The following is a 26,977-nucleotide window of genomic DNA, read 5'->3' on the forward strand; positions in this document are numbered from 1 at the left end:
GCACGGTGGTCGGTGGCACGGTGGTCGATAGCACGGTGTTGTCAGACGGTGCGACGGCGGAGAAGATTACTCCCAGCCGTCAGTCCCGGGCGTAGATCCGGACTTTCGGCGCCTTGCTCCCGGTCGGCGGGATCTTGCGGGCCGCCAGGGCCGCCATCATCACGTCCCTGAAGACCGGCGCCGCCACGTCGCCGCCGTAGTGGCTGCCCCGGGTCGGCCGCTGCAGGACGACCTGGACGACGAGCTGCGGATCGTCCGCGGGGGCGAACCCGGCGAACGAGGCGGTGAAGCCCGCTCCCCGGTAGCACCCGCACGCGGGATTGACGATCTCGGCGGTGCCCGTCTTGCCCGCCACCCGGTAGTTCTTGATCTGGGCGAGCGGCGCCGTGCCCTCCTTGGTCGTGACGCCCTCCAGCATGTCACGGATCTGGCGGGCGGTCTCGGCACTGATCACCCGGCGCTGCGCCGGGGCGGCGGCCGGGGTGAACGTCCCGTTCCCGTCCGTGGTGCCCGCGACGAGGTTCGGGGCGACGCGGACGCCGCCGTTGGCGATCGTCGCGTACACGCTCGCCATCTGCACCGCGTTCACCGACACCGTCTGCCCGAACGCGATCGGGTACCGGTCGGTGCCCGACCACTGCGACGGCGGCTTGAGCAGGCCCGGCGTCTCCCCCGGCAGCCCGATCCCGGTCTTCTCGCCGAACCCGAACGCGCGCTCGTAGTCGTAGAGCTGCTGCGCGCTGATCCGCTCGCTCGCCTTGATCGTCCCGACGTTGCTGGACTTGGCGAGGACGCCCGCGAACGTCAGGTCCTCGGTGCGGTGCGGCTCGGAGTCGTGGAAGGTCTTGTCGTAGCGCTTGATGGAATACGGCACGCGGAACGGCGTGTCGGGGCGGACGCCGCCCTTCTCCATCGCGGCGGCCGCCGTGATGACCTTTCCGGTGCTGCCCGGCTCGTACGCCTCCTGCACGACCGGGCTGCCCCACGACGACGGCGCGCCCGCGTGGTTCGGGTCGTAGCCCGGCGCGGACGCCAGCGCCAGCAGGCGGCCGGTCCGCGGCTCCATCACGATCACCGTGCCGCTGCGCGCGCCCGTCTTCTTCACCTGCCGCTCGATGGCCTGCTGCGCCTTGAACTGGATGTCGCGCTCCAGCGTCAGCCGCAGCCCCTTGCCGGGCACCGGCGGGACGATCTGGTCCTCCCCCATGGGGATGTGCTGCCCGTTCACGCCGATCTCGACGCGCTGCCGCCCGCCCCGGCCCGCCAGCTCGGTGTTCATCGAGCTCTCCAGACCCGCCGCGCCCTCGCCCTCGGCGTTGACGAACCCGATGACGCCCGCCGCCAGCGAGTCGTTGGGGTACTTGCGCTGGTACTCGGTGCGCGAGTTGATCCCCGGCAGGTCCAGGCCCGCGATGAGCCGCGCCTGGTCGGGGCGGACGTCGTGCGCGAGCACCTCGAACTGGCTCTTGGGCGTGCTGATCTTGCGGAGGACCAGGGCCGGGTCCAGGCCGAGCATCGGCGCGAGCGTCGTCGCGACGCGCTGCCGGTCGGCGGGCTTGATGATGGACGGGTCCGCGAAGATCGTCCGCGCCTCGACCGTCATCGCCAGCGGGTTGCCCTGCGCGTCGGTGATGTCGCCCCGGACGGCGGGCAGGTTGATCGGCACGATCCGCTGCTCGCGGGCCTCGGCCGTGTACTTGCCCGAGTCGATCGTCTGGAGCTGGACCAGCCGCCCCGCGAACAGCGACAGCACGAACGCCACGACGAGCAGCGTGCCGTTCAGCCGTTTCAGCGGGTCGCGGCGGTGGAACGCGACGCGCGGCCGGGCCGGGCGGCGGGCCGGGCCGCGCGGCGGACCGCCGGACCGGCCGCCGGACCGGGGCGGGGCGGCGCCCTTCTTGGGCGCGCCGCCCTTTCCGGTGCCGTTCCGGCCCGTGCTCCTGCCGCTCTTACTCGTGGCGTTCTTGCCGGTGCTCTTCGCGGCGTTCTTCGCCGTCGCGGCCTTGCCGCCCTTGGGCGCGGCGCCCGTCCGGCCGGTCCCGGCGCGGCCCGTGCCCGTGCCGGAACCCGTGCGGCCCTTGGCGGTGCCGCCGCGGGACGAGCCGCCGCGCGGCGAGGGCACGTCGCGGGACGGCCGCCGGGGCGCGCCGCCGGTCGGCCGCCCCGGCTCGGCGGGCGAGCGCCCGGACGCGCGCGCCGCGCCCGGGCCGTTCCTGTCGTCGCGGCCGGGCGTGCCGCGTCCGCCGGGCCGCGGGGACCGGCGCCCGCCGCCGGGCGGCGGCCCCGCCGGTCGCCTGCTCATTCCCCTGACCCCTCGATCGACCCCTCGACGCCCGTCGCGCCGGTCACCGCGCGCCCGTGCCGCCCGGCGCCGTCGGGACGCCGTCGCCGGGCACCACCGCGCCGGGGATGCCGAGCACGCCCGCCGCGCCCGCGGACGCCGCGGCGGCGCTCGGCACCGGGCGCATCGGCCCGCCGATCGGACGGCCCGTCTCGCCGTCCACGAACGCGAGGGTGTCGGGCTGCTTCATCCGCAGGTCCTTCGCCTTCCGCTCCAGGCTCTCCGGCGACTCCTCGCGCGCGATCTCCTCCTCGAGGCCCTGCTTCTGCTGGGCGAGGATCTTGTTGTTCTGCTGCAGGCGCGTCAGCGTGAACGCGTCCTCGGCGAGGACGGTGTTGAGCAGCAGCAGGCTGACCAGCGCGCCGCCGAGCAGCGCGACGACGAGCAGCACGAACGGGGCGCGCGGCGGGTTCGCCGTGCGCGCCGGACGCGCGGCCCGGGCGCTCTTGGCGGCGGGCTTCGCGGCGGGCTGCGCGCCCGTCGCCGGACGGGTCCGCACCGCGGGCGCCGCGGCGCGCGGCTCCTCGGCGGCGGTCGAGCCCTTCGCCGGACCCGTCGCGCCCCGCGCGCCCGGCCGCGACGCCGCACGCCCCCGCGCGCGGCCCGGCCGGTCGCCGCGCGCCCCGGGCGGCCGTGTCGTCGTGGTCATGTCGCCTCCCTGACCCGCTCGGCGGCGCGCAACCGCACCGATCCCGCGCGCGGGTTGGTCGTGGTCTCCGTCTCCGACGGCAGCTCGGCCCCGCGCGTGAGCAGCCGGAAACGCGGCTGGTGCTCGGGCAGCGGGACGGGCAGGCCGGGCGGGGTCGTGTCCGCCGCCTGGGCGGCCAGGACCCGCTTGGTGATGCGGTCTTCCAGGGAGTGGTAGCTGAGCACGACGACGCGGCCGCCGACGGGCAGCGCGTCCAGGGCGGCGGGGAGCGCCCGGCTCCAGGTCTCCAGTTCGCCGTTGACCTCGATCCGCAGCGCCTGGAAGGTGCGCTTGGCGGGGTTGCCGCCGGTCCGCCGGGTCGCGGCGGGGATGGCGGTGCGGACGAGGTCGGCCAGGCGGGCGGTCGAGTCGAACGGGGCCTTGGCGCGCTCGCGGACGATCGCGGCGGCGATCCGCTGGGCGAACCGCTCCTCGCCGTACTCGCGCAGGATGCGGGCGAGGTCGGCGGGCGGGTAGTCGTTGACGACGTCGGCGGCGGTGCGGCCGCGCGTGCGGTCCATCCGCATGTCGAGGGGGGCGTCGTAGGAGTAGGCGAAGCCGCGGTCGGCCTCGTCGAGCTGCGGGGAGGAGACGCCCAGGTCGAACAGGGCGCTGTCGAGGGCGGGGACGCCGAGCCGGTCGAGGACGCCCGTGATCTCGTCGTAGACGGCGTGGACGAGCGCGACGCGGTCGCCGAAGCGGGCGAGCCGCCGCGCGGAGCGCTCCAGCGCGGTCGTGTCGCGGTCCAGTCCGATGAGCCGCAGGTTCGGGTGGGCGTCCAGCATCGCCTCGGCGTGGCCGCCCATGCCGAGGGTGGCGTCGAGGTGGACCGGCGCGCGGCCGGTGACGCGCTCGACGGCGGGCGCGGCGAGTTCCAGGACGCGGTCGAGCAGGACCGGCACATGGCCGGACGCGTCCGGGACGGCGGTGCCCCGATCGTCCTCGCCCGTGCTTCCACCTGCGTGGTCGCCCACGGTCAACTCACACCCCCTCGTCGCCGCCACGGCGCTCGCGGATTTGCGTGGCGTGCCGGCCGCCACACGCCCCCGGTGCGGCCGGCGGCCTCGTCCGGCCAGGTCCCCATCCGCTGCCCTGAGGAAGTGGTCCGCGCACGGGGCGCGGGGGCGCCTTCTGGCGCCGGGGAAGCTGCGCCAGAGGGCTCGGAGAGCGGCTGGAGACCTGGCCGAACGTCGGCCCGCGCCGGTTCGACGACCGGCGCGCGGGTCACAGGATTCCTGGCAGCACCTCCTCCGAGATGTCGGCGAAGGCGGGCTCCTCGGCCGCGAGGTAGTCCTCCCAGGCCGCGGTGTCCCAGATCTCCAGGCGCGTGTTCGCCCCGATCACCGTGCAGTCGCGGGTCAGGCCCGCGTAGGCGCGCAGCGGCGCGGGGATCGTGACGCGGCCCTGCTTGTCGGGCAGCTCGTCGGAGGCGCCGGCGAAGAAGACGCGGCTGTAGGCGCGGACGGAGCGGTCGGTGACCGGAGCGTTGCGCAGAGCCTCGGTGATGCGCTGGAACTCCGCCGTCGGAAAGACGTACAGACAGCGCTCCTGGCCCTTCGTGATCACCAATCCCCCCGACAGCTCCTCGCGGTACTTCGCCGGCAGGAACAGCCGTCCCTTGTCGTCGAGGCGCGGGTTGTGGGTGCCGAGGAACACCGGCCCCACCTCCCGCACCGCATGGGTCGCTCCAGCGCCCCACGGCGCTCCACTGTACTCCACTCTTCCCCACCGTCAACCGTGAAAACCCGTCCGGCGCTCCAAGATCGCCGGAGTCTGCGCAGGTCAGACGGGGTGGTGCGGAGTGGGGGGCCGGACGGGCCCCGCGCCGGGGGCGGCCGGCGCGGGCCGTCCGATCCCCCGTTCCGGCGGGGCGCGCGGGGCGCCGCGGGCGCGGAGTGGGGGGCGGTGGAGCGCGCTCGGGCATCTCCGGACGTTCCGGTAGAGCACAATGGGCACCCGTTCCCCTGGAACATCACGTCGGCCGCGCCGAGGACGTACTGTCTTTCGGGGCGGACGCCGCGACGGCCGGCCGGGCTGAGGAGGATGGCAGGTGGCAGTTGGGACGCACGACGGCGAGCCGGCGACGGCGGACGGGCCGCCGGGCGCCGCGGGGCTCGGCGACCTCGTCCGGGTCGCGGGCGCGATCCGGCGCGCCGTCGAGTCGGTCGTCGAGGGGAAGGCGCCCGCGGTCCGGCTCGCGCTGACCGTGCTGCTCGCCGAGGGCCACCTGCTGATCGAGGACGTGCCCGGCGTCGGCAAGACGCTGCTGGCCAAGGCGCTCGCGCGCTCGGTGGACTGCTCGGTCCGCCGCGTCCAGTTCACGCCCGACCTGCTGCCGAGCGACATCACCGGCGTCAGCGCCTACGACCAGGAGCTGCGCGAGTTCGAGTTCAAGCCCGGCCCGGTGTTCGCCAACATCGTCGTCGGCGACGAGATCAACCGCGCGTCCCCGAAGACGCAGTCGGCACTGCTGGAGTGCATGGAGGAGCGGCAGGTCACCGTCGACGGCACGACGTACCGGCTGGAGCCGCCGTTCATGGTCGTCGCGACGCAGAACCCGGTGGAGATGGAGGGGACCTATCCCCTGCCCGAGGCGCAGCGGGACCGTTTCACCGCGCGCGTCTCGATGGGGTACCCCGACCCGGCGGCGGAGCTGGCGATGCTGGACGTCCACGGCGGCCGGTCCCCGCTGGACGACCTCGTCCCGGTCGCGGACGCGGCGGACGTGCGCCGGCTCATCGAGGTGGCGCGCGGCACGCACGTCGCGCCGTCGGTGAAGCGGTACGCGGTGGACCTCGTCGCCGCGACGCGCGCCCACCCGGACCTGCGGCTCGGCGCGTCGCCGCGCGCGACCCTGCACCTGCTGCGGGCGGCGCGCGCGTACGCGGCGCTGGACGAGCGCGACTACGTGCTGCCCGACGACGTCCAGGACCTCGCCGTCCCCGTCCTCGCGCACCGGCTGCTGCCGACGGCCGAAGCGCGGGTGGCCCGGCGGCGCCCCGAGCACGTGGTCGCCGACCTGGTGAAACGGCTGCCCGTGCCCGCGCCGGGGAAGTGACGCGCCGGACGTGAGAAGAGCGCTGGCCGGGCTGACCACCCGCGGACGGTCGTTCGTCGCCGCCGGGGCCACCGCGATCCTGTGCGCGTTCGTGCTCGGCGAGCGGGACCTGCTGCGCGCGGGCGTCCTCATCCTCGTCCTGCCGCTGCTCTGCACGTTCGCGGTGTCGCGGACGCGGTACCGGCTGGCGTGCGCGCGGCGGCTGCGGCCGGCGCGGCTGCCGGTGGGCCGGGAGGCGCGCGCGGACCTGCGGCTGGAGAACGTGTCGCGGCTGCCGAGCGGGCTGCTGATGGTGGAGGACCAGGTGCCGTACGCGCTGGGCGGGCGCGCGCGGTTCGTGCTGGACCGGATCGAGCCGCGCGGCTCCCGGCAGCTCGGCTACCGGATCAGGTCGGACGTGCGCGGGCGGTACCGGGTGGGTCCGCTGGTGGTGCGGCTGACCGACCCGTTCGGGATGGTGGAGCTGGTGCGGTCGTTCAGCCTGTCGGACACGCTCGTCGTGACGCCGCGCGTGGTGCCGCTGCCGCCGGGCGAGCCCGGGGGCGGCCCGGTGGGCGGGTCGGACGGGCCGGCGCGGGCGGCGGCGGTGGCGGGCGAGGACGACGCGGCGCCGCGCGAGTACCGGCACGGCGACGACCTGCGGCGCATTCACTGGCGGTCCACGGCGCGGCGCGGCGAGCTGATGGTGCGGCGCGAGGAGCGGCAGCGGCACCGCGCGGGGACGCTGCTGCTGGACACGCGGCGGCGCGCGTTCTGGGGCGAGGACGCGGCGGCGGCGTTCGAGGAGGCGGTGTCGGTCGCGGCGTCGCTGGGCGCGCATCTGGCGCGGTCGGGGCTGCGCCTGCGGTTCGTCACCGACGCGGGCGAGGTGCTGCCGGACTCGGCGTCGGGCGACGGGGCGTTCGAGGGGCTGCTGCTGGACGCGCTGGCGACGGTGGGCCGGTCGGAGACGCGGTCCCCGGCGGCGGCGCTGGCGGCGCTGCACGGTCCGGGCCGGGACGGCGAGGTGGTGGTCGGGGTGTTCGGCGCGCTGGGCGCGGAGGACGCGCGGGCGGTCGCGGCGGCGCGGCGGGGCGGCGCGGTCCACGTCGCGGTGCTGGTGGGCCGGGCGGGCGACGCGGCCGCGGGCGCGGCGCGGACGCTGCGCGCCGCGGGCTGGCGGGTCGCGTCGGTCGGGTCGGCCGCGGACCTGCCCGCGGCGTGGGCGGCGCTGACGGGCGCGCCCGTCCCGGCGGCGCGGCGGGCGGCGGAGGGCGGCGGATGAGGCTGCGGATGACGGTCGTCGCGGCGGTCGCGACGCTGGCGGGGTCGGTCGGGCTGTACCCGCTGTTCACCACGGGCCGCTGGGTGTGGGCGGCGCTGGGCGCGGTGCTGTGCGCGGCGGGCGGCGCGGCGGCGGCGCGGCGGCTGGGCCGGGGCGCGCCGCTGGACGCGGCGGGCGGGCTGCTGGCGCTGCTGCTGTACCTGACGGCGGTGTTCGCGCACGGCCGGGCGCTGCTGTGGATCATTCCGACGCCGGGTTCGGTGGCGCACCTGGTGTCGCTCGCCGGGTCGGGCTGGGACGCGGTGAACCGGTACGCGGCCCCGGTCCCGCTGGTGCCGGGGATTCTGATGCTGGTCGCGGCGGGCGTCGGGCTGGTCGCGGTGCTGGTGGACGCGCTGGCGGTCCGGCTGCGGCGCGCCGCGCTCGCGGGTCTGCCGCTGCTGGCGATGTATAGCGTGCCCGCCGCCGTCCGCGAGGAGAGCGTGAGCTGGCTGGCGTTCGGCGCGGGCGCGCTCGGCTTCCTGATGCTGCTGACCGCCGACGCGCGCGAGCAGGTCGGCGGCTGGGGCCGGGCGGTCCCGGCGGCGCGGCGGGACGCGGGCGCGGCGGACGCGGCGGACGGTGAGCGCGTCCAGCCGGGCGCGCTGGCCGCGAGCGGGCGGCGGATCGGCGCGGCGGCGGTCGCGCTGGCCGTCCTGGTGCCGCTGGCCGTGCCGGGCCTGCACCCGAACGGGATGCTGGGCGGCGACGACGGCGGGGGCGGCTCCCGGACGGTCACGACGCCGGACCCGCTGGTCAGCCTGAAGCGCGAGCTGACCCGCCCGGACGACTCGGTCGTCCTCACCTACCGCACGAACGACGCCGAGCCCGACTACCTGCGGCTGTACGCGCTGGACCGCTTCGACGGCGACCGCTGGACCTACGACCCGCTGCGCAGCACGCCGCGCGACCGGGTGACCGGCGGCCCGCTGCCCGCGCCGCCCGGCCTGACGCTGGCCCCGACGCGGACCGTCCGGACGCGCGTGACGGTGCGGCCGGAGGTGCGGCGGATGACGTTCCTGCCCGTCCCGTACGCCCCGGCGCGGCTGTCGGTGGACGGCGACTGGCGCGTCCACGCCGAGTCGCTGATGGTCTACTCGCTGCGGGACTCGGCGGGCGGCCGGACGTACACGGTGGACAGCCTGCGCGCGGAGCCCACGGCGGCGGACCTGTCGGCGGGCGGGTCGTACCCGGCCGACATCGTCCGGCGGTTCACCGCGTACCCGCGCAGCGTCCCGGCGGCGATCCGGCAGCTCGCCGAGAAGATCACCGCGCGGGCGAACAGCGCGTACGAGCAGGCGGTGCTGCTGCAGCGGTGGTTCACCGCGGAGGGCGGCTTCACCTACGACCTGTCGGCGCCCGCGCCGCAGCACGGCGGCGACCTGACGGCGTTCCTGCTGCGGTCCCGGCACGGGTACTGCGAGCAGTTCGCGGCGTCGATGGCGCTGATGGCGCGGCTGCTGGGCATCCCGGCGCGGGTCGCGATGGGGTACACGCCGGGGACGCTGTCGAACGGGGTGTGGACCGTCCGGTCCAAGGACGCGCACGCGTGGCCGGAGCTGTACTTCCAGGGCGCGGGCTGGGTGCGGTTCGAGCCGACCCCGGCGGGCGCGGCGGGGCAGGGCACCGCCGTCCCGCCGATCTACACGGCCGACACCGACCCGACGTCGCCGGACGACACCGGCACGTCGCGGAACCGGACCGACCCGCGCGAGGCGCGCGACGAGCCGTCCCGCGCGCCGTCGCACGCCCCGGCGCACCGCGACGAGCGACTGGACGACACGGGCGCGGCGGCCGGGGACGGCGGGACGGGCTTCCCGGCGGGCTGGGCGGCGCTCGTCGCCGGTCTCGTCGCCGGGCTGCTGGTGCTGCTGGGCGCGCCGATGGCGGTGCGGGCGCTGACCCGCCGCCGCCGGTGGGCGGCGGCCGAGCCGCCGTCCGAACCGCGCCGCCGCCTGCGCGCGCCCGGCGGCGGGCCGCCGCGCGGGACCGGCCCGGCCGACGCCGCGCACGCCGCGTGGCGGGAGCTGCGGTCGGACGCGCGCGACCACGGGCTGCCGTTCCGGGCGAACGAGTCGCCGCGCGCGACGGCCCGGCGGCTCACCGAGACGCTGGAGCTGGAGCGCCCGGCGCGGGAGGCGCTGGGGCGGATCGCGATGGCCGAGGAGCTGGCGCGCTACGCGCGGTCGGGGGCGCGGGTGCCGCGCGGCGCGCTGCGCGCCGACGTGCGGACGGTCCGGGCGGCGTTCGCGGCGGCGGTGCCGCGCCGGACGCGGTGGCGGGCGCGGGTGCTGCCGCCGTCGGCGCTGGAGTCGGCGGGGCGCGGGACGCGCGCGGCGCTGGACGGCGCGACGGCCGGGGCGACGGACCTGTCGCGCGCGGCGGGCGACGCGCTGCGGCGGGTCGCCCGCCGCTGAACCGGGCCCGGAACGCCGAACGCCTCGGGGCGTCCCCGAGGTAGGGGACGCCCCGAGGCGTGACGGGACCGTTGAGGGGGCGCGCACCGGGAGAGGCGGCCCGGCGCGCGGGCCCCGGCGGACGCCGGGACCGGAAACGTTTCAGCGAAGGGTCAGGACGGGTTCAGCGCTGCTCGTCGCCGCGCCGCCGCCACCGCTCCTCCATGCGCTCCATGAAACCGGCGCGGGCGCGCCTGCGGCGGACCTGCGGCCCGGCGGGCGCGGGGGCGCCGCCGTTCATCTTCTTCCAGCTCGTCAGCGCCCAGACGCAGCAGGCCACCATCAGCAGGAACCCGGCGACGCTGACGACGATGGTCACCGCCCCGGCGTTGACGATGAGGCCGGCCATCAGCGCGCAGACGCCGACGACGAAACCGAGCGCGGCCTTGCCGATCCGGCGACGGTAGTGGACCCGCGGGTCGCGGTTCCGGACGGCCTGCGCGAACTTCGGATCTTCCGCGTACAACGCCTGCTCGATCTGCTCGAGCATGCGCTGCTCATGATCAGAGAGCGGCACGGCGCCTCCCATCGACGGCCCCGCGGCGGCGTATCCGGTGCGGGACGAGGACCTCAACGGTGATATGCCCAGAATACGAGCCCGGGCGAGCACACGAAAGCCAACGGCCGACCGCGGCCCCTGTGCCGGTCATCTCACCCTCCTCACTGGTCGTTCCCTTCATCCCCTTCTCTTCCCGTCGCTCCCGTTCGGTTCGCGCGGACCGCCGTCCGACGCGCCGCGCGGACCGCCGGACGCGGCCGGGCGGACCAGCGCGGCGGGCCGCAGCGCGCCCCGGCCGAACCGGTGCGCGACCTGGTCCACGGCGCGCTCGGCCGCGCGCCAGTCGTCGACGGACGCCGCGCCGCCCGTCCCGCCGCCCGCGCTCTCGGGCGGGCCGTCGCCGATGTCGTCGAGCGCGAGCTGGCGGGGGGCCGTCCCGGCGGGTGCCAGGTTCTCGACCCGGACGCCGATCAGCCGAAGACGTACCCGCTCAAGACCGGACGCCTCGTACAGTTCACACGCTGTGGTATAGATCACACGGGCCAGATCGGTCGGCTCACGGAGCGTCCGGGACCGCGTGACCGTCGAGAAGTCCGCGCGGCGCAGCTTCACGCTGACCGTGCGGCCCTCGTGCCCGCCGTCCCGCAACCGCGCGCCGACCCGCTCGGACAGCCGCAGCAGCTCGCGGCGGATGACGGCCGGGTCGTCCACGTCGGTGTCGAACGTCTCCTCGGCCCCGACGCTCTTGTCCCGCGCCTCGGGGACGACCGGGCGCGGGTCGCGGCCCCACGCCAGTTCGTGCAGGTGGCGGCCCAGCGCGCCGCCCAGCTCCCGCTGGAGCGTCGCGAGCGGCGTCCGCGCGATCTGGCCGACCGTGCGCAGGCCGAGCCGGTCGAGCGTCCGCTCGGTCCGCTCCCCCACGCCCCACAGCGCGGCGGCGGGCAGCGGGTGCAGGAAGTCCAGGACGCCGTCCGCGGGGACGACGAGCATCCCGTCCGGCTTGCAGCGCGTCGAGGCGAGCTTGGCGACGAACTTCGTGCTCGCCACCCCCACCGAGCAGGTGATTCCCTGCTGCTCGGCGACGGCCGCGCGGATGCGCGCCGCGATCTCGGCGGGCCGGCCGAGCCGCCGCAGCGCGCCGGACACGTCCAGGAACGCCTCGTCCAGCGACAGACCCTCCACCAGCGGCGTCACCGCGTGGAACAGCTCGAACACCGCCGCCGACACCGCGCGGTACCGGTCGTGGCGGCCCGGGAGGACGACGGCGTGCGGGGCGAGCCGCCGGGCGCGCGACATCGGCATGGCCGAGTGGACGCCGAACGCGCGGGCCTCGTACGACGCGGCCGCGACCACGCCGCGCGCGCCCGTCCCGCCGACCACGACCGGGCGGCCGCGCAGCTCGGGGCGCTCCAGCAGCTCCACGCTCACGAAGAACGCGTCCATGTCCACGTGCAGGATCGCGCAGCCGGTGTCGTCGGCGGGCGGTCCCGGCGGCGGCCCCGGCCGGTGGAGCTGCTGCTTGCGGCTCACGGCCGGTCGGCGACGAGGTGCAGTTGCGCGGCCAGGTCCCGCAGGACGGGATGGACGGCCGCGACCGCCTCCAGCTCGCGCAGCGCCGCCGCGGCCTCGGCGTCGCCGTCCGTCAGCGCGCCCGGCACGAGGTCGGTGAAGATCCGGACGCCGTGCAGCGCGGCGCAGTCCAGCCCCGCGCCCGCGACCAGCTCGCCCAGCGACTCGCGGGTGAAGCGGCGCGGCACCCGGTCCTGCTCGCCGAACCGGCCCGCCGGGTCGGCCAGCGCGTGCGCCGCGTCGGCGAAGCCGCCGCCGAGCGCGCGGTGCAGCACCGCGCCGAGCCGTCCGGCGGCCAGGACGCTGAGCGCGCCGCCGGGCCGCAGCGCCGCCGCCAGCGCGGCCATCGCGGCGGCCGGGTCCTCGACGTACTCCAGCACGTTGTGGCACAGGACCAGGTCGGCGGCGTCCGCGCCGCGCAGCGCGGGCAGGTCGACCGCGTCGCCCTGCACCGCGCGGACGACGACGCCCGCCTCGGCGGCGCGGCGCTCCAGCGCGGCGAGCGCGTCGGGGTTGGCGTCCACGACGGTGACCCGGTGGCCGAGCTCGGCGAGCGGCACCGCGAACCCGCCGGTGCCGCCGCCGACGTCCACGACGTCGCAGGGGCCGTCCGGCGCGACGCGGGCCAGCACGGTGCGCAGCGCGTCCCACAGGACGGCGCCGCGCGCCCGGCCGCCGCCGCGCCCGCCGAGCTGCGCCCGCCGGGCCTGCCGGGCGGCGGTCCCCGCCCCGTTCGTCTCGTCCGCCATCCGCCTCACCCTAGTCGTGCCGCGTCACAGGCTGATCGACGGCTTGAGCCGCTGGAGCCGCGACAGCAGCCCGTTGACGAACCGGGGGGACTCGTCGGTGGACAGGTCGGTGGCGAGCGCGACCGCCTCGCTCACCGCGACGCCGTCGGGGACGTCGTCGAGCCACAGCAGTTCGAACGCGCCCATCCGCAGGATGTTGCGGTCGACGGCGGGCATCCGCTCCAGCGTCCAGCCGGTCGCGTACGTGGCGATCAGCTCGTCGATGCGCTCGCCGTGCTCCTGCACGCCCTCGACGATCCGCACCGAGTGCTCGAACTCGGCGATCTCGCCGGTGTTGGGGCGCCCGCGCTGCGCGAGGACGTCGGTGGGGCGCTCCTCGCGGATCTCGGCGGCGAACAGGATGTCCAGCGCGAGGCGGCGCGCCTTGGACCGGGCGCTCACCGCGACCGGCCCGGACGCGCGGGGGGCAGCGCCGGTCCGAAGACCGGCGGGGTCGTCGGACGCGGCATCAGCCGCGGCCGAGGTATTCGCCGGACCGGGTGTCGACCTTGACCTTCTCGCCGGTCGTGATGAACAGCGGCACCTGGATCTGCGCGCCGGTCTCCAGCGTGGCGGGCTTGCTGCCGCCGGTGGAGCGGTCGCCCTGCAGGCCGGGCTCGGTCTCGGTGATCTCCAGCACGACGGCGGCGGGCAGCTCGACGTACAGCGGGTTCTCGTTGTTGAACGCGATGACCGCCGTCTGCTCGGGCAGCAGGTAGTTCGCGGCGTCGCCGACGACCCCGGCCGGGATGTGCGGCTGGTCGTAGGTCTCGGTGTCCATGAACACGAAGTCCTCGCCCTCGCGGTAGAGGTACTGCATGTCCCGCTTGTCGACGCTCGCCACCTCGACCTTCGTCCCGGCGTTGAAGGTCTTGTCGACCACCTTGCCGGAGAGCACGTTCTTCAGCTTGGTCCGGACGAACGCGCCGCCCTTGCCGGGCTTGACGTGCTGGAACTCGAGGACGGTCCAGAGCTGACCCTCCATGTTCAGCGTCATGCCGTTCTTCAGGTCGTTGGTGGTCGCCACTAGCGTCGTTCTCCTCGTCGAGGAGCCGCCCGAACGTCAGAGCACGAGCAGTTCCTTGGTGGTCCTGGTGAGCCGTTCCGGGCCGCCCTCGCGGGCCACGAGCGTGTCCTCGATGCGGACGCCGCCCCGGCCGGCCAGGTACACGCCCGGCTCGGCGGTGACCGGAACTCGGTCCCTGAGCTTACCGGTCCCGTCGTAGCCCATGAGCGGAGCCTCGTGGACCTCCAGGCCGATGCCGTGGCCGACGCCGTGGGTGAAGTCGCCGCCGTGCCCGGCGGCGGTCACGACGTCGCGGGCGGCCGCGTCGACGGCCTTGGTCTCGGCTCCGGGGACGGCGGCCTCGACGGCGGCGAGCTGGGCGGACAGGACCAGGTCGTACACGTCGCGCTGCCAGTCGGCGGGCGTCCCGACGGCGACGGTGCGCGTCATGTCGGCGTTGTAGCCCCGGTAGCGGGCGCCGAAGTCGAGGGTGACCAGGTCGCCGGACTCGACGGGCCGCGCGCCGGGGTGGTGGTGCGGGACCGCGCCGTTCGGGCCGGACGCGACGATCGAGGCGAACGCGATGTCGTCCGCGCCGAAGTCGATCATCAGGCGTTCGAGGGCGACGGCGATCTCCCGCTCGGTCGCGCCGGGCCGGATCGACGGCAGGATCGCCTCGAACGCGCGGTCGGTGATCGCGCACGCCTCCGCGATCAGCGCGATCTCGCCCTCGTCCTTGACGTAGCGCAGCTCCTCGACCGGGCGGCCGAGCGGCGCGAACTCCGCGCCGACGTCGAGCGCGGCCAGGTCGGCGTGCCGCTCGACGGTCAGCGCGTGCGGCTCGAACCCGACGCGGCGCGCGCCGCCGCCGGCGGCGCGGCCGAGCAGGGCCTCGGCGGCCTTGCGGTCCACGACCAGCTCGACGTCGGGGCAGACCTCGGCGGCCGTGCCCGCGTACCGGGCGTCGGTGGCCAGGACGGGCGGGCCGTCCGCGCGCACGAGCAGCGCCGCGTTGGAGCTGTCGAGCCCGGTGAGGTAGCGGACGTTGACCAGCCGGGTGACCAGCAGCGCGTCGGCGTCGCGGTCGGCGACGAGCCGGGCCAGGTCCGTCCGCCGGACGGCGTGTTCATCCCCCATGATCGGGACTCTAGTTCACGGCGTCGGAGCCGTCGCGGCCCGGCCCGCGCCGGACCGGGCCGCGCACGGCGTCAGACCTCCGCCGCCATCTCCTTGACCTTCTCGATCAGGGCGATGCGGCCCTTGTGGTCGCCCGCGACCGGGGTGACGTTGAGGGTCGTGATGCCGGACTCCTTCATCGCCGCCAGCCGCTCGCGGACGTGCCCCTCGGAGCCGATGAGCGACATCTTCTCCAGCAGCTCGTACGGGACCTTCGCGGCGGCCTCGTCCTTCTTCCCGGCGAGGTAGAGGTCCTGGATCTCCTCGGCCTCCTTCTCCCAGCCGTAGCGGCGGCAGAGGTTGTTGTAGAAGTTCTTGCCCTTCGCGCCCATGCCGCCGATGTAGAGGGCGGCCATCGGGCGGCCGAACTCCAGGTAGCCCTGCACGTCGTCGCCGATGGCGAGCGCGGCCTGGCCGACGACGTCCAGGTCGCCGAGCGCTGGGTCGCGCCTGGCCTTCCCCGCCGCCAGCGACTCGCCCCAGACCTCCCGGGCCTTCTCGGGCAGGTAGAAGATCGGCTCCCAGCCGTTGGCGATCTCGGCGGTCAGCTCGACGTTCTTCGGCCCGATCGCGGCGACCAGGACGGGGATGTCGGCGCGCACCGGCCGGTTGATGATCTTCAGCGGCTTGCCGAGGCCCGTGCCCTGGTCGGCGGGCAGCGGCATCTGGTAGAAGCGGCCGTCGTGCTCCAGCCGCTCGCGCCGCCAGACCTTGCGGCAGATCTCGATGACCTCGCGGGTGCGGCCGAGCGGCGCGGTGTAGGGGACGCCGTGGAAGCCCTCGATGACCTGCGGGCCGGACGCGCCGATGCCGAGCGTGAAGCGCCCCTCGGAGACGTAGTCCAGCCCGGCGGCGGTCATCGCCAGCAGCGTCGGCGTCCGCGAGTAGATCGGCAGGATGCCGGAGGCGATCTCCAGCCGCTCGGTCTTGGCGGCGATGTAGCCGAGCTGGCTCACCGCGTCGAAGCTGTACGCCTCGGCGACGTAGACGACGTCCAGCCCGGCCTTCTCGTAGTCGGCCAGCTCGGCGACGGTCTCCTTGAAGCCGCCCGCGTAGTTGAGTGCCATCCCGATGCGCATCCGGCATCCTCTCCTTGAAACCGAATCGGATTTCAGTTGTAACTCTACGCTTACCGCGGCGGCAGGGCCGGGCCGCGGAGGGCCGCCAGAACTTCCCGGTACAGGTCCCGCCGGATCTTCGCGACGACTGAGCCGTCCTTGCCCGCCAGCCCGGCCGCCGCCTCGACCGCCGCCGGGACGACGTCCGCCTCCGCCGCCGCGCGCGCGACGATCCGCGCCGCCACCGCGTCGGCGGAGGTGTAGCGGCGGCCCGTCACCATCGCCTCGTGCGCGACCGGCGCGCTCAGCCGCGCCCGCAGCAGCGCGTTCATGCCGGGCGTGAACGTCATGCCGAGATCGACCTCGGGCAGGCAGAAGTAGCCCCGGTCGTCGCGCATCACCGCGACGTCGTGGGTCAGGACGAGCATCGCCCCGGCCGCGAACGCGTGCCCGTTCACCGCCGCGACGGTCGGCACGGGCAGTTCCAGCAGCCGCGCGAACAGCACGTGGACCGAGTGCAGGTACTCCTCGAACTTCCCGCCGTTGGCCTGGAGCCATTCCAGGTCGAGGCCGTTGGAGTAGAACTTGCCGGTGCCCGTCGTGACGAGCGCGCGCGGGGCGTCCGCCTTCTCCACCTCGTCGAGGGCGGTGTGCGCGGCCGCGAGGAAGTCGGGGTGGAAGCGGTTCTCCCCGGCGTCGAAGCGCAGCACGAACACGTCGCCGTCGCGCTGGAGGTCGATCATCTGCGGTCTCCTTCGTCTGGTCCCGACCGAACCCTACCTGTATGACGTCCGTCATAACCCAGCGTGACTATGACGTCCGTCATGGTCAACCCACAACGCTTATGATGAATGTCATAATCGGTGCATGGGGACCGACAGCCGGGAACGCATGGTGCGCAGCGCCGCCTACCTCTTCCGCGAGCGCGGGTACTCGGGCACCGGGTTCCGGGACGTCATCGCGCACAGCGGCGCGCCGCGCGGCTCGATCTACCACCACTTCCCCGGCGGCAAGGTGCAGCTCGCCGAGGACGCCGTGCGCTACGCCGGGGAGTTCCTGAACGCGGGCATCGAGGCGGCCGTCGAGGGCCGCGACGCGGCGACGGCGGTGGACGCGTTCACCGGCTGGTGGCGGCAGGTGCTGGTGAAGAGCGAGTTCCGGGCGGGCTGCCCGGTCGCGGCGGTGACCGTCGAGTCGCACGACGAGGCCCCGCAGCTCGCGGCGGCGGCCGCGCGCGCGTTCGACCGCTGGGCGGACACCCTGGCCACGGGCCTGGCCAACGCGGGCGTGCCCGACGACCGCGCGGCCCGGCTGGCGCGGCTCATCGTGGCGTCGGTCGAGGGCGCGACGATCCTGTGCCGCGCGCACCGCTCGGTGGACCCGCTGGACGACGTCGTCCGCGAGCTGAAGACCCTGGTCACGGCGGCGGCCGGGTGACCGCCGCGCGGCGTCAGCCCGCGTTCTCCGCGAGCTGCTCGGCGATGGCCTGGAGCGCCAGCACGTAGGACGTCAGGCCGAACCCGGCGATCGTGCCGGTCGCGACGCCCGCGACGACCGAGGTGTGGCGGAACTCCTCGCGGGCCGCCGGGTTGGAGATGTGGACCTCGACGAGCGGGGCGGTGCGCTGGGCGAGCGCGTCGCGCAGCGCGTACGAGTAGTGCGTGAACGCGGCCGGGTTCAGCACGACCGGCAGCCGCTCGTCGGCGGCCTCGTGGACCCAGCGGACCAGCTCGGCCTCGTCGTCGGTCTGCCGGACCTCGGCGTGCAGGTCGAGGCGGCGGGCGGTGTCGCGGCAGAGCGCCGCGAGGTCCTCGAACGTCGCGGAGCCGTACACGTCGGGCTCGCGGACGCCGAGGCGGCGCAGGTTCGGTCCGTTGAGGACCAGGACGCGGCGGGGGCTGGCGTCGGCGGTCACCGGGCGACCCTTCCGTAGGCGGCGCGCAGCGTCTCCTCGTCGGGGGCCTCCAGGCGGCCGGGCTCGGCCACGCCGTCGAGGACCACGAAGCGCAGGGTCGCGCCGCGCGACTTCTTGTCGATGGACATCGCGGCGCGCAGCTCGGGCCACTCCGCGCCGGAGTAGGACGTGGGCAGGCCGACCGAGCGCAGCACCGCGCGGTGCCGTTCGGCGACGGCCGGGTCGAGGCGGCCCGCGAGCACGGCCAGCTCGGCGGCGTACACCATGCCGATCGCGACGGCGTCGCCGTGCCGGAAGCGGTAGTCCTCGGCCTTCTCGATGGCGTGCGCGAGGGTGTGGCCGTAGTTCAGGATCTCCCGCAGGCCGCTCTCCTTGAGATCGGCGGAGACGACGTCGGCCTTGACCCGCACCGCGCGCTCGACGAGTTCGCGGGTGTGCGGGCCGTCCGGGCGGGCGGCGCCCTCGGGGTCCTTCTCGACCAGGTCGAGGATGGCCGGGTCCGCGATGAACCCCGCCTTGACCACCTCGGCGAGGCCGCTGACGTAGTCCGCGCGGTCCAGCGTGCCGAGCGCCGCCAGGTCGCACAGGACGCCCGCGGGCGGGTGGAACGCGCCGACGAGGTTCTTGCCCGCCGGGATGTTGATGCCGGTCTTGCCGCCGACCGCCGCGTCCACCATGCCGAGCAGCGTGGTGGGCAGCAGGACCGCGCGCACGCCGCGCAGCCACGACGCGGCGGCGAAGCCCGCCAGGTCGGTGGTCGCGCCGCCGCCCACGGCGACGACGACGTCGGTGCGCGTCATCCCGGCGGCCGCGAACTCCTGCCACAGCATGAACAGGACGCTGGAGGACTTGGCGGCCTCGCCGTCCGGGACGGGCAGCTCGCGGACGGTGTACCCGGTTCCGGCGAGCGCCGCGCGGACCGGGTCGGCCAGGCCCGTCAGCGGCGCGGGGAAGACCAGCGCGACGACGCGCGCCCGGTCCCCGATCAGCGCGGGCAGCTCCCCCGCCAGACCGGTGCCGATGAGGACGTCGTAGGGGTCGGCGCCGCCGACGTGGACGCGCGCGGCGGTCACGCCGTCTCCCCGATCGCCGCGGCGATCTCGGCGGCGATGTCCGCCGGTTCGCGGCCGTCCGTCGCGACGCGCAGCGTCCCCAGCCGCTCGTACACCGGCAGCCGCTCCTCCAGCAGCTTGCGGAGCCGGCTGCGCGGGTTCAGCACCAGCAGCGGCCGCGCCCCGTCGAGCCCGACGCGCTTGACGGCCTCGCCCAGCTCGACGCTGAGGTACACGACCGTGTGGCCCGCCAGCAGCTCCTGCGTCTCGGCGGCGAGGACCGCCCCGCCGCCGAGCGCCAGCACGCCGTCGTGGCCGGACAGCGCGGCGGCGACGGCGGCGCGCTCCAGCGCCCGGAACGCCTCCTCGCCGTCGTCCACGAAGATCTCGCCGATCGGCTTGCCGGCGGCGGCCTCGGCGTCGGCGTCGGTGTCGCGGAACGCGACGCCGAGCCGGGCGGCGAGCGCCGCGCCCACGGTGGACTTGCCCGAGCCGGGCGGGCCGATCAGCACCGCGCGGGGCCTGGTCGTCACAGCCGCACCCCTCATTTGATCGTCAGCGAGGACAGGTAGCCCCGCACGTTGCGGGCGGTCTCCTCGGCGGAGTCGCCGCCGAACTTCTCCAGCGCCGCGTCGGCGAGGACGAGCGCGACCATCGCCTCCGCGACGACGCCCGCGGCGGGCACCGCGGTGACGTCGCTGCGCTGGTTGATGGCCTTGGCGGGCTCACCGGTGGCGGTGTCGATCGTGTCGAGGCGGCGCGGGACGGTCGAGATCGGCTTCATCGCCGCGCGGACCCGCAGCGGCTCGCCGGTGGTCATGCCGCCCTCGACGCCGCCCGCCCGGTTGGTGCGGCGGCGGACGCCGTCCGGGGTGGCGTCGATCTCGTCGTGGGCGCGGGAGCCGGGGCGGCGCGCGGTGGTGAACCCGTCGCCGACCTCGACGCCCTTGATGGCCTGGATGCCCATGAGGATTCCGGCGAGGCGCGCGTCGAGCCGCCGGTCCCAGTGGACGTGGCTGCCGAGGCCCGGCGGGAGGCCGTAGGCGACGACCTCGACGACGCCGCCGACGGTGTCGCCCGCCCTCTTCAGCTCGTCCACGTGCGCGATCATCGCGGCGGCGGCGTCGGGGTCGGCGCAGCGGACCGGGCTCTCGTCCACCAGCGCGAGGTCGTCCGGGCCGGGCAGGACGCCCGCGGGGGCCTCGATCTCGCCGAGCGCGACGACGTGGCTGAGGACGCGGACGCCGAGCACCTGGTCCAGGAACGCCTTGGCGACGGTGCCGAGCGCGACGCGCGCGGCGGTCTCGCGGGCGCTGGCGCGCTCCAGCACGGGCCGCGCGTCGGCGAAGCCGTACTTCTGCATGCCGACGAGGTCGGCATGGCCGGGGCGCGGCTGGGTGAGCGGCGCGTTGCGGGCCTGGGCCGCGAGCACGTCGGCGTCCACCGGGTCGGCGGACATCACCGTCTCCCACTTGGGCCACTCGGTGTTGCCGACCTGGATCGCGACGGGGCCGCCGAGCGTGACGCCGTGCCGGACGCCGCCGAGGATCGTCACCCGGTCCTGCTCGAACTTCATCCGGGCGCCCCGCCCGTGTCCGAGGCGGCGGCGGCGCAGTTCCTCGGCGATGTCGCCGGAGGTCACGCGCACGCCGGCCGGAAGGCCCTCCACGATGGCGGTGAGGGCCGGGCCATGCGACTCCCCCGCGGTCAACCAGCGCAGCATGCCCTAGATCCTATTGAGTCGCGGGGCGTCCCCGGGCACCTGTCCACACCGTGAGAAACGGGACGTTCCGGGCTAGTCCTCGTCGGGCGGGGCGGCGCCGGCGTCCGCGGCCCGCAGCGCGACCTCCAGCTCGTCCAGGTACAGGTGGTCCGAGCGGACCTGCCCGCTGCGGTACGCCGCGCGGCCGACGAGCTGCGCCGCGACCGGGACGGTCGTGAGCTGGAGCAGCACGATCAGCACGATCGTCGTCAGCACGCCCGGCGAGGGGAACTTGACGGCGACCGCGACGAGGATCAGCACGATCCCGATCGCCTGCGGTTTCGTGGCGGCGTGCATCCGCGACGCCAGGTCCGGCAGCAGCACCATGCCGAGTCCGGCGCTGAGCGCGGCGAGCGCGCCCGCCAGCAGGAACACCGCGATGACCACGGTCCCGATGGTGCTCACCGGTCGCCCTCCACATCCTGGTCGCGGTAGATCATGAACCGGGCGATGCCCGTGGAGCCGGTGAAGCCGACGAGCGACAGGACGAGCATCGTCACCAGCTCCCAGTGCTCGCCCGCCGAGATCATCCCCACGCCGAGCCCGGCCATCATGACGGCGACGAGCACGTCGAGCGCGACGGCCCGGTCCAGCATCGACGGCCCGTGGACGAGCCGGAGCAGCGTGAGCAGCGCCGCCGCGACGAGCAGCGCCCAGACGATCGTGAGCACGACGGTCACGGCCGCCCCCCGCCGATCGCCCGCTGGTCCTCGCGGGTGCCGAACGCCCGGACGACCCGCGCCTCGACCGCCAGGACGTCCCGGCGGACCAGCGCGACGGCCTCGTCGTCGGCGACGCCGAGCGCGTGGATGAACAGCGTGGCCGGGGTGCGCCGGATGTCCACGATGACCGTCCCGGGCGTCGCGGACAGCGCGATGGACGTGAGCGCGGTGACCAGGTCGGAGTGGCTGCGCAGCCGCACCTCCAGCACCGAGTTGACCCGGCCGGGGCGGCCCGTCCCGACCGTCTGCCAGGCGAGCGGCCCGACGCTGCGGAGCAGGTCGAAGCCGAACCGCGCGACGAACCGCGCGATCCCGACCGGCCGGAACCGCAGGCCGGGGTCCATCGGCGGGAACGGGAAGACCAGGACGAGCAGCACGGCCAGCACCAGCCCCGCGACGACGCCGCCGGGCGTCGGGCGGTCCCAGAGCAGCACCCAGATCACGGTGAGCCACGCGACCAGGGGGAACTGGATCGAGCGCGAGCCGATGCGGAGCGTGAACGGCGGCCGGGACATCAGTGGCCTCCCAGCGGTTCGGGGCGGACGGCGTCGGTGTAGTGGGCGGGGACCGCCAGCTCGTCGGCGGCCCGGTCGGTGAGCGCGACGAGCGGCCCGCCGAAGACCGTGTAGCCGACGCCGAGCGCGACGAGCGCGACGGACGCGCCGATCATGGCGGGCGGCAGCCCGGCGGTGACCACGTGCGGTTCCTCCTCGTCCAGCAGGCCCGGCGCGTCGGCGCCCGCGTCGGCGCGGACGTCGCTGACGACGCGCCGCCCCGCGAGCGCGTGCGGCGTGCGCCAGAACGCCTGGTTCCAGACCTTCACGAGCGCGTACAGCGTGAGCAGGCTGGTCACCAGCGACCCGGCGACGAGCGCGTACACCAGCGGGCCGCCCTGCGCGACGGCCGCGCGGATCAGCGCGAGCTTGCCGAGGAACCCCGGCAGCGGCGGGATGCCGCCGAGGTTCATCGCGGCGACGAAGAACAGCACGCCGACGAGCGGCGCGGTGCGGGCGAGGCCGCCGAGCCGTTCCAGGGACGTGCTGCCGCCGCGCCGCTCGATGAGCCCGGCGATGAGGAACAGCGTCGTCTGGACCGTGATGTGGTGGACGACGTAGAAGATCGTCGCGGCGACGGCCGCGCGGGTGCCCATCGCCGTCCCGAAGATCATGTAGCCGATGTGGCTGACCAGCGTGAACGACAGCAGCCGTTTGATGTCCACCTGCACCATCGCGCCGAGCACGCCGACGAGCATGCTCGCGAGCGCGACGGCCAGCAGCGGCTCGCGCAGCGCGTGGCCGGGGAACAGCAGCGTCTCGGTGCGGATGACGCCGTAGATCCCGATCTTGGTGAGGAGCCCGGCGAACACGGCGGTGACGGGCGCGGGCGCGGTCGGGTATGAGTCGGGCAGCCACATCGACAGCGGGAACACGGCCGCCTTGACGCCGAACGCGGTGAGCAGCATCAGCTCGGCGAGGCGCGCGACGCCCTCCGGCAGCTCCCGGACGCGCTCGGCGAGCTGCGCCAGGTTCATCGTGCCGGTCGCGGCGTACAGGACGGCGATGGCGATGAGGAACAGCAGCGACGACAGCAGCGCGACGATGATGTACGTCGTCCCGGACCGGATGCGCGCCGACGTCCCGCCCAGCGTGATCAGCACGAAGCTCGCCATCAGCATGATCTCGAACCCGACGAACAGGTTGAACAGGTCGCCCGCGAGGAAGCTGTCCGCGACGCCCGCGACCAGCAGGAGGAACGTCGGGTGGAACACCGACAGCGGGGTGACCGGCTCGTCGTCGGTGATGTCCTGCGCGATGGCGTAGACCATCACGCCCAGCGTCACGGCGGCGGACACGACGAGCATCGTCCCCGACAGCCGGTCCGCGACGAGCGTGATGCCGACCGGCGCGCGCCAGCCGCCGAGCTGGGTGGCGTGCGGGCCGTGCCGGTCGGCCTCGACGAGCAGCGCCACGCCGATGCCGAGGACCGCGCCGAGCACGGCCAGGCTGATGCCGCGCTGCATCACCGGGTGGCGCGGCCCGAGGACGATCTTGACGGCGGCGGCCAGCATCGGCAGCAGGACCGGCATCGGCAGCAGGGCGTTCACCGCGCGCCCCCGCCCCCGCGCGCGGCCGGGTCCTCGGGGTAGTCGTCGATGCGGGCCGGGTCGTCGACGGCCCGGCGGCGGCGCTCCTCGCGGATGCCCGCGCGCAGGTCGGCGCGGGCCCGCCGGATGTGCCGCCGCTGCGCGCGCGACCAGGCGCGGAACTCGCGGCGCTGCTCGCGGATCTGGGTGCGCAGCTCCTGGTCGCCGCGGGTGACGCGCCGGTCCTCGATGTCGTCGCGGACCTCGTCGTCGCCGGTGAGCCGCCCGCTGCGGTAGGCGATGGCGAACACGAACGCGGCGGACGCGAGCGAGATGACGATCGAGGTGAGGATCATCGCCTGCGGGAGCGGGTCGCTGAACGGCGCGCGGGTGTGGCCGCCCCGGATCGGGGCCTTTCCGGCGTGCCCGCCGGTGGACAGGATCAGCACGTTCGCGCCGTTCCCGGCGAGCAGGATGCCGATGACGAGCCGGGTGAGGCTGCGCTCCATCATCAGCAGGAGCCCGCAGGCGAACAGCGCGCCGCCGGTCGCGGCGAGCGTGATGGACGGGCTCACGCCGTCCCCTCCCGGCGGTACTCGCCGAGGCCGGTGCCGCGGCGGGCCTCGATGGCGGCCTCCCGGTCGGCCTCCGCGCCGAGCGAGGTGAGGATGTCCAGGACCAGGCCGAGGACGATGAGGTACACGCCGATGTCGAACACCAGCGACGTCGAGAAGTGGACGTGCCCGAACACCGGCAGGTGCCCGTCGAGCGCCGCGCTCTGCAGCGCGTGCCCGCCCCACACCAGCCCGCCGAACGCGGTGGCGGTCGTGCAGATCAGGCCGATGCCGAGGATGAGCCCGACGTTGACCGGGACGGCCGCCGCCAGCTCGTACGGCCCGCCCGCCAGGTACCGGACGACGAGCGCGAGCCCCGCGACGATGCCGCCCGCGAACCCGCCGCCGGGCGAGCTGTGCGCGCCGAACAGCAGGAACAGCGACACCAGCAGCACGGTGTGGAAGATCAGCCGGGCGACGACCTCGAACAGCAGCGACCGCCGCTCGGCCGCGAGCGTGCCGCCCGCCGCCAGCCAGCGGCCCTCGCGCCGGTCCTCGGCCTCGGTCTCGAAGCTCTCGAACCGGTCGACGGCGTGCATGCCCTCGACCGCCCACACGTCGGTCTCGCTGCCCTGCGGCGGGCGCGGCCGGTAGCCGGGGCGGCGGCGCGCGTAGACCAGGCTGGTGACGCCGAGCGCGGCGAGCGCGATGACGGTGCTCTCCCCCAGCGTGTCCCAGGCGCGCAGGTCCACGATGGTGCCCGCGACGATGTTCTTGGCCCCGGCCTGCGCGGCGGCGGCCGGGTAGGCGGCCGAGATAGGCTCCGCGACGCGCGCCCGCCCGGCCAGCAGCGTCCCGGCGGCGACGACGCACCCGGCCAGGACGGCGACGGCGATGTGGACCGCGCGCCGGCCCGGCGGCCGGGTCGGGGTGAACGCGACGGGCAGCGACCGCAGGACGAGCACGAACACGATGAGGCTCGCCGTCTCCATGAGGAACTGGGTGAGGGCGAGGTCGGGGGCGGCCTCCAGGACGAACAGCATCGCGACGCCGTACCCGGACGCGCTCGCCAGCACGACGGTCTCGCCCCGGTTGCGCGCGGCGACGGCCGCGACGGCGACGGCGACGGTGAGCACGGCGACGGCGCCCTGCGCGGGCCCGTCCCACAGCCGCCAGCCGTCGGGCTCCTCCCACGGCCGGGAGAACCCGGCGGCGGCCGCGCCGACGCCGGTCGCGGTGAGCACGATGACGAGCAGGTACCCGGGCAGCGACCCGCGCTGGACGGCCCCGGTGATCTGGACGGCGGTGTCGTTGAGCGCGTCCATGATCGAGCGGTAGACCGCGGCCGGGTCGAACACGACCGTCCGGCGGTGGATCTCGGCGAGCGGGCGGCGCACGAGGAACAGCCCCACGCCGAGGCCGAGCGAGACGACGGTCAGGAACAGCGGCACCCCGAACCCGTGCCATGCCGACAGGTGGTACCCGGCGGGGCCGGGATAGTCCGCGACCTCGCGGCCGAGGGGCGCGTCGAGCGCCTCGGCGAGCAGCCCGGCGGCGAGGCCGAGCCCGGCCAGGACGGCGGGCGGCACGAGCAGGCCGGGCCCGGCGCGGTGGCGCGTCTCCACGTCCGGGACGCCGTCCTTGCGCGCGAACGCGCCCCACAGCGCCCGCAGGCTGTACGCGGCGGTGAGCCCCGATCCGGCGACGAGCACGGCCAGCAGCGCCGGGTCGCCCTCGGCGAACGCCTCGTACCCGGCCTCCTTCCCGGCGAAGCCGAGCGTCGCCGGGACGCCCGCCATCGACGCGGCGGCCAGCGTCGCTATCGCGGCGAGGGCGGGCGCGGCGCGGCCGAGCCCGCTCAGCTCCCGCAGGTCGCGGGTGCCGGTGGTGCGGTCGATGATCCCGACGGCCATGAACAGCGCGGCCTTGAACAGCGCGTGCGCGAGCAGGACGGTGACGGCGGCGAGCGCGGCGGTCCGGCCGCCCGCGCCCGCGAGCGTCGTCATGAACCCGAGCTGGCTGACGGTCCCGTAGGCGAGCAGCAGCTTCAGGTCGGTCTCGCGCAGCGCCCGCCAGCCCGCCAGGACCATCGTCGCGCCGCCGACCGCGAGGACGACGGGCCGCCACACGGTCTCGGCGCCGAACGCGGGGCCGAGCCGGACGATCAGGTACACGCCCGCCTTGACCATCGCGGCCGCGTGCAGGAACGCGCTGACCGGCGTCGGCGCGGCCATCGCGCCGGGCAGCCACAGCCCGAACGGCCAGATCGCGGACTTCGACAGCGCGCCGACCAGGATCAGGACCAGCGCGGCGGGCACCAGGCCGCCGTGCGGCGGGTGCGCGACGATCCGCGAGAGGCGCGTCGTCCCGGCCTCGTGGCCGAGCATCAGCAGCCCGGCGAGCATCGCCAGGCCGCCGAACGTCGTGATGACGAGCGCCTGCGTCGCGGCGGCCCGCGCGGCCCGCTTCTCGGCGTGGAAGCCGACCAGCAGGTAGGAGAAGACGGTCGTCAGCTCCCAGAAGACGTACAGCAGGATCAGGTCGTCGGCCAGGACGAGGCCGAGCATCGCGGCGGCGAACGCGATCAGGTTCCCGGCGAACGCGGGCAGGCCCCGCTCGCCCGCGTCGAAGTAGCGCGCGCAGTACGCGACGATCAGCGCCCCGACCCCGCCGGTGATCAGGACCATCATCCAGGCGAGCGCGTCGGCCCGCAGCGCCAGCTCCAGGTCCAGGCCCGGAATCCAGGACAGGACGGCCGAGCGCGGCGCCCCGCCGCCCGCCCACGGCGCGACCGCCCACACCGCCGCGGCGGCGGGCACCAGCGCCAGCGCCCAGAACGCGTCGCGGCCCCGCCACCGGACGAGCGCGGGCGCCGCCACGGCGGCCGCGCAGTGTACCGCGAGCAAGACCAGCATGACGCCCCAGAGTGAAGACTGTCCGACGGAGA

General features: G+C 75.5%; 26 protein-coding genes. 4 read left to right on the forward strand and 22 right to left on the reverse strand.

The features are described from left to right. Positions 1-79: 79 nt before the first annotated feature. The 4 genes from G339_RS33080 to mraZ all read right to left on the reverse strand — a co-directional run bounded on the left by G339_RS33080 (position 80) and on the right by mraZ (position 4,685). Positions 80-1,792, reverse strand: a complete 1,713-nt coding sequence (locus G339_RS33080) for a peptidoglycan D,D-transpeptidase FtsI family protein (RefSeq protein ID WP_476692183.1) — start codon at positions 1,790-1,792, stop codon at positions 80-82. A 553-nt stretch (positions 1,793-2,345) separates the two neighbouring features. Continuing rightward, positions 2,346-2,990, reverse strand: a complete 645-nt coding sequence (gene ftsL, locus G339_RS0108935; RefSeq protein ID WP_019630727.1) for a cell division protein FtsL — start codon at positions 2,988-2,990, stop codon at positions 2,346-2,348. Next, the gene (gene rsmH, locus G339_RS0108940) at positions 2,987-4,003 is read right to left on the reverse strand and encodes a 16S rRNA (cytosine(1402)-N(4))-methyltransferase RsmH (RefSeq protein WP_033322607.1); all 1,017 of its coding nucleotides are present in this window, start codon (positions 4,001-4,003) and stop codon (positions 2,987-2,989) included. Before rsmH ends, ftsL begins: the two co-directional genes overlap by 4 nt. A gap of 250 nt (positions 4,004-4,253) precedes the next feature. Further along, positions 4,254-4,685: a division/cell wall cluster transcriptional repressor MraZ gene (mraZ, locus tag G339_RS0108945; RefSeq protein WP_019630729.1), complete on the reverse strand. Its 432-nt coding sequence runs from the start codon at positions 4,683-4,685 to the stop codon at positions 4,254-4,256. A gap of 394 nt (positions 4,686-5,079) precedes the next feature. On the opposite strand from mraZ, the gene G339_RS0108950 reads away from it, so the two are divergent. Genes G339_RS0108950 through G339_RS33085 form a run of 3 tightly spaced genes read left to right on the forward strand, consistent with a single transcriptional unit; the run spans position 5,080 to position 9,807 of the window. Next, positions 5,080-6,087: an AAA family ATPase gene (locus tag G339_RS0108950; RefSeq protein ID WP_019630730.1), complete on the forward strand. Its 1,008-nt coding sequence runs from the start codon at positions 5,080-5,082 to the stop codon at positions 6,085-6,087. Between the two features lie 10 nt (positions 6,088-6,097). Next, positions 6,098-7,351: a DUF58 domain-containing protein gene (locus G339_RS0108955; RefSeq protein WP_019630731.1), complete on the forward strand. Its 1,254-nt coding sequence runs from the start codon at positions 6,098-6,100 to the stop codon at positions 7,349-7,351. After that, positions 7,348-9,807, forward strand: coding sequence for a transglutaminase TgpA family protein (locus tag G339_RS33085; protein ID WP_033322717.1), 2,460 nt, complete (start codon positions 7,348-7,350; stop codon positions 9,805-9,807). The genes G339_RS0108955 and G339_RS33085 overlap by 4 nt, the downstream gene beginning before the upstream one ends. 163 nt (positions 9,808-9,970) lie before the next feature. Here G339_RS33085 and G339_RS0108965 read toward each other — a convergent pair whose 3' ends face one another. The 8 genes from G339_RS0108965 to G339_RS0109000 form a co-directional block, all read right to left on the reverse strand. Next, positions 9,971-10,363, reverse strand: a complete 393-nt coding sequence (locus tag G339_RS0108965; RefSeq protein ID WP_084693180.1) for a DUF3040 domain-containing protein — start codon at positions 10,361-10,363, stop codon at positions 9,971-9,973. A gap of 159 nt (positions 10,364-10,522) precedes the next feature. After that, complete coding sequence (locus G339_RS0108970; RefSeq protein ID WP_019630733.1) at positions 10,523-11,875, reverse strand: DNA polymerase IV; 1,353 nt, start codon at positions 11,873-11,875, stop codon at positions 10,523-10,525. Then, a complete protein-coding gene (locus tag G339_RS0108975) occupies positions 11,872-12,663 on the reverse strand; it encodes a methyltransferase domain-containing protein (protein WP_019630734.1) in 792 nt (263 codons plus the stop codon). The genes G339_RS0108970 and G339_RS0108975 overlap by 4 nt, the downstream gene beginning before the upstream one ends. 24 nt (positions 12,664-12,687) lie before the next feature. Then, entirely contained in the window at positions 12,688-13,104 is a 417-nt protein-coding gene (gene nusB, locus G339_RS0108980) for a transcription antitermination factor NusB (RefSeq protein WP_019630735.1), read from the reverse strand. 67 nt (positions 13,105-13,171) lie between these two features. Continuing rightward, the gene (efp, locus tag G339_RS0108985; protein WP_019630736.1) at positions 13,172-13,729 is read right to left on the reverse strand and encodes an elongation factor P; all 558 of its coding nucleotides are present in this window, start codon (positions 13,727-13,729) and stop codon (positions 13,172-13,174) included. Positions 13,730-13,765: 36 nt separating this feature from the next. Continuing rightward, positions 13,766-14,845, reverse strand: coding sequence for a M24 family metallopeptidase (locus G339_RS0108990; RefSeq protein WP_019630737.1), 1,080 nt, complete (start codon positions 14,843-14,845; stop codon positions 13,766-13,768). 71 nt (positions 14,846-14,916) lie between these two features. Further along, on the reverse strand, positions 14,917-15,963 hold the full coding sequence (locus tag G339_RS0108995; RefSeq protein WP_019630738.1) for an LLM class F420-dependent oxidoreductase: 1,047 nt from the start codon (positions 15,961-15,963) through the stop codon (positions 14,917-14,919). Between the two features lie 50 nt (positions 15,964-16,013). Then, positions 16,014-16,685: an enoyl-CoA hydratase-related protein gene (locus G339_RS0109000; protein ID WP_019630739.1), complete on the reverse strand. Its 672-nt coding sequence runs from the start codon at positions 16,683-16,685 to the stop codon at positions 16,014-16,016. 124 nt (positions 16,686-16,809) lie between these two features. Here G339_RS0109000 and G339_RS0109005 point away from each other — a divergent pair, with 124 nt between their 5' ends. Continuing rightward, entirely contained in the window at positions 16,810-17,379 is a 570-nt protein-coding gene (locus G339_RS0109005; RefSeq protein ID WP_019630740.1) for a TetR/AcrR family transcriptional regulator, read from the forward strand. A gap of 13 nt (positions 17,380-17,392) precedes the next feature. Here G339_RS0109005 and aroQ read toward each other — a convergent pair whose 3' ends face one another. The 10 genes from aroQ to G339_RS0109055 form a co-directional block, all read right to left on the reverse strand. Beyond that, positions 17,393-17,857 (reverse strand): type II 3-dehydroquinate dehydratase, encoded by a 465-nt coding sequence (gene aroQ, locus G339_RS0109010; protein ID WP_019630741.1) that lies wholly within the window; start codon positions 17,855-17,857, stop codon positions 17,393-17,395. Next, positions 17,854-18,930 carry a 3-dehydroquinate synthase gene (aroB, locus tag G339_RS0109015; protein WP_019630742.1) on the reverse strand — a complete coding sequence of 359 codons (1,077 nt, stop codon included), beginning with the start codon at positions 18,928-18,930 and terminating at the stop codon, positions 17,854-17,856. The genes aroQ and aroB overlap by 4 nt, the downstream gene beginning before the upstream one ends. Further along, entirely contained in the window at positions 18,927-19,442 is a 516-nt protein-coding gene (locus G339_RS0109020; RefSeq protein WP_026341279.1) for a shikimate kinase, read from the reverse strand. The genes aroB and G339_RS0109020 overlap by 4 nt, the downstream gene beginning before the upstream one ends. Positions 19,443-19,453: 11 nt before the next feature. After that, positions 19,454-20,632 (reverse strand): chorismate synthase, encoded by a 1,179-nt coding sequence (gene aroC / locus G339_RS0109025; RefSeq protein ID WP_019630744.1) that lies wholly within the window; start codon positions 20,630-20,632, stop codon positions 19,454-19,456. Positions 20,633-20,704: 72 nt separating this feature from the next. Continuing rightward, on the reverse strand, positions 20,705-21,076 hold the full coding sequence (gene mnhG / locus G339_RS0109030) for a monovalent cation/H(+) antiporter subunit G (RefSeq protein ID WP_019630745.1): 372 nt from the start codon (positions 21,074-21,076) through the stop codon (positions 20,705-20,707). After that, entirely contained in the window at positions 21,073-21,351 is a 279-nt protein-coding gene (locus tag G339_RS33090) for a monovalent cation/H+ antiporter complex subunit F (protein ID WP_019630746.1), read from the reverse strand. Before G339_RS33090 ends, mnhG begins: the two co-directional genes overlap by 4 nt. Next, a complete protein-coding gene (locus G339_RS0109040; protein ID WP_019630747.1) occupies positions 21,348-21,908 on the reverse strand; it encodes a Na+/H+ antiporter subunit E in 561 nt (186 codons plus the stop codon). The genes G339_RS33090 and G339_RS0109040 overlap by 4 nt, the downstream gene beginning before the upstream one ends. Next, on the reverse strand, positions 21,908-23,497 hold the full coding sequence (locus G339_RS0109045; RefSeq protein WP_019630748.1) for a Na+/H+ antiporter subunit D: 1,590 nt from the start codon (positions 23,495-23,497) through the stop codon (positions 21,908-21,910). The genes G339_RS0109040 and G339_RS0109045 overlap by 1 nt, the downstream gene beginning before the upstream one ends. Beyond that, the gene (locus G339_RS0109050) at positions 23,494-24,051 is read right to left on the reverse strand and encodes a Na(+)/H(+) antiporter subunit C (protein WP_019630749.1); all 558 of its coding nucleotides are present in this window, start codon (positions 24,049-24,051) and stop codon (positions 23,494-23,496) included. Before G339_RS0109050 ends, G339_RS0109045 begins: the two co-directional genes overlap by 4 nt. Next, entirely contained in the window at positions 24,048-26,945 is a 2,898-nt protein-coding gene (locus G339_RS0109055) for a Na+/H+ antiporter subunit A (RefSeq protein ID WP_019630750.1), read from the reverse strand. The genes G339_RS0109050 and G339_RS0109055 overlap by 4 nt, the downstream gene beginning before the upstream one ends. Between the last annotated feature and the right edge of the window lie 32 nt (positions 26,946-26,977).

Origin of the sequence: Actinomadura atramentaria DSM 43919 (assembly GCF_000381885.1) — a bacterium.
Classification (GTDB): domain Bacteria; phylum Actinomycetota; class Actinomycetes; order Streptosporangiales; family Streptosporangiaceae; genus Spirillospora; species Spirillospora atramentaria.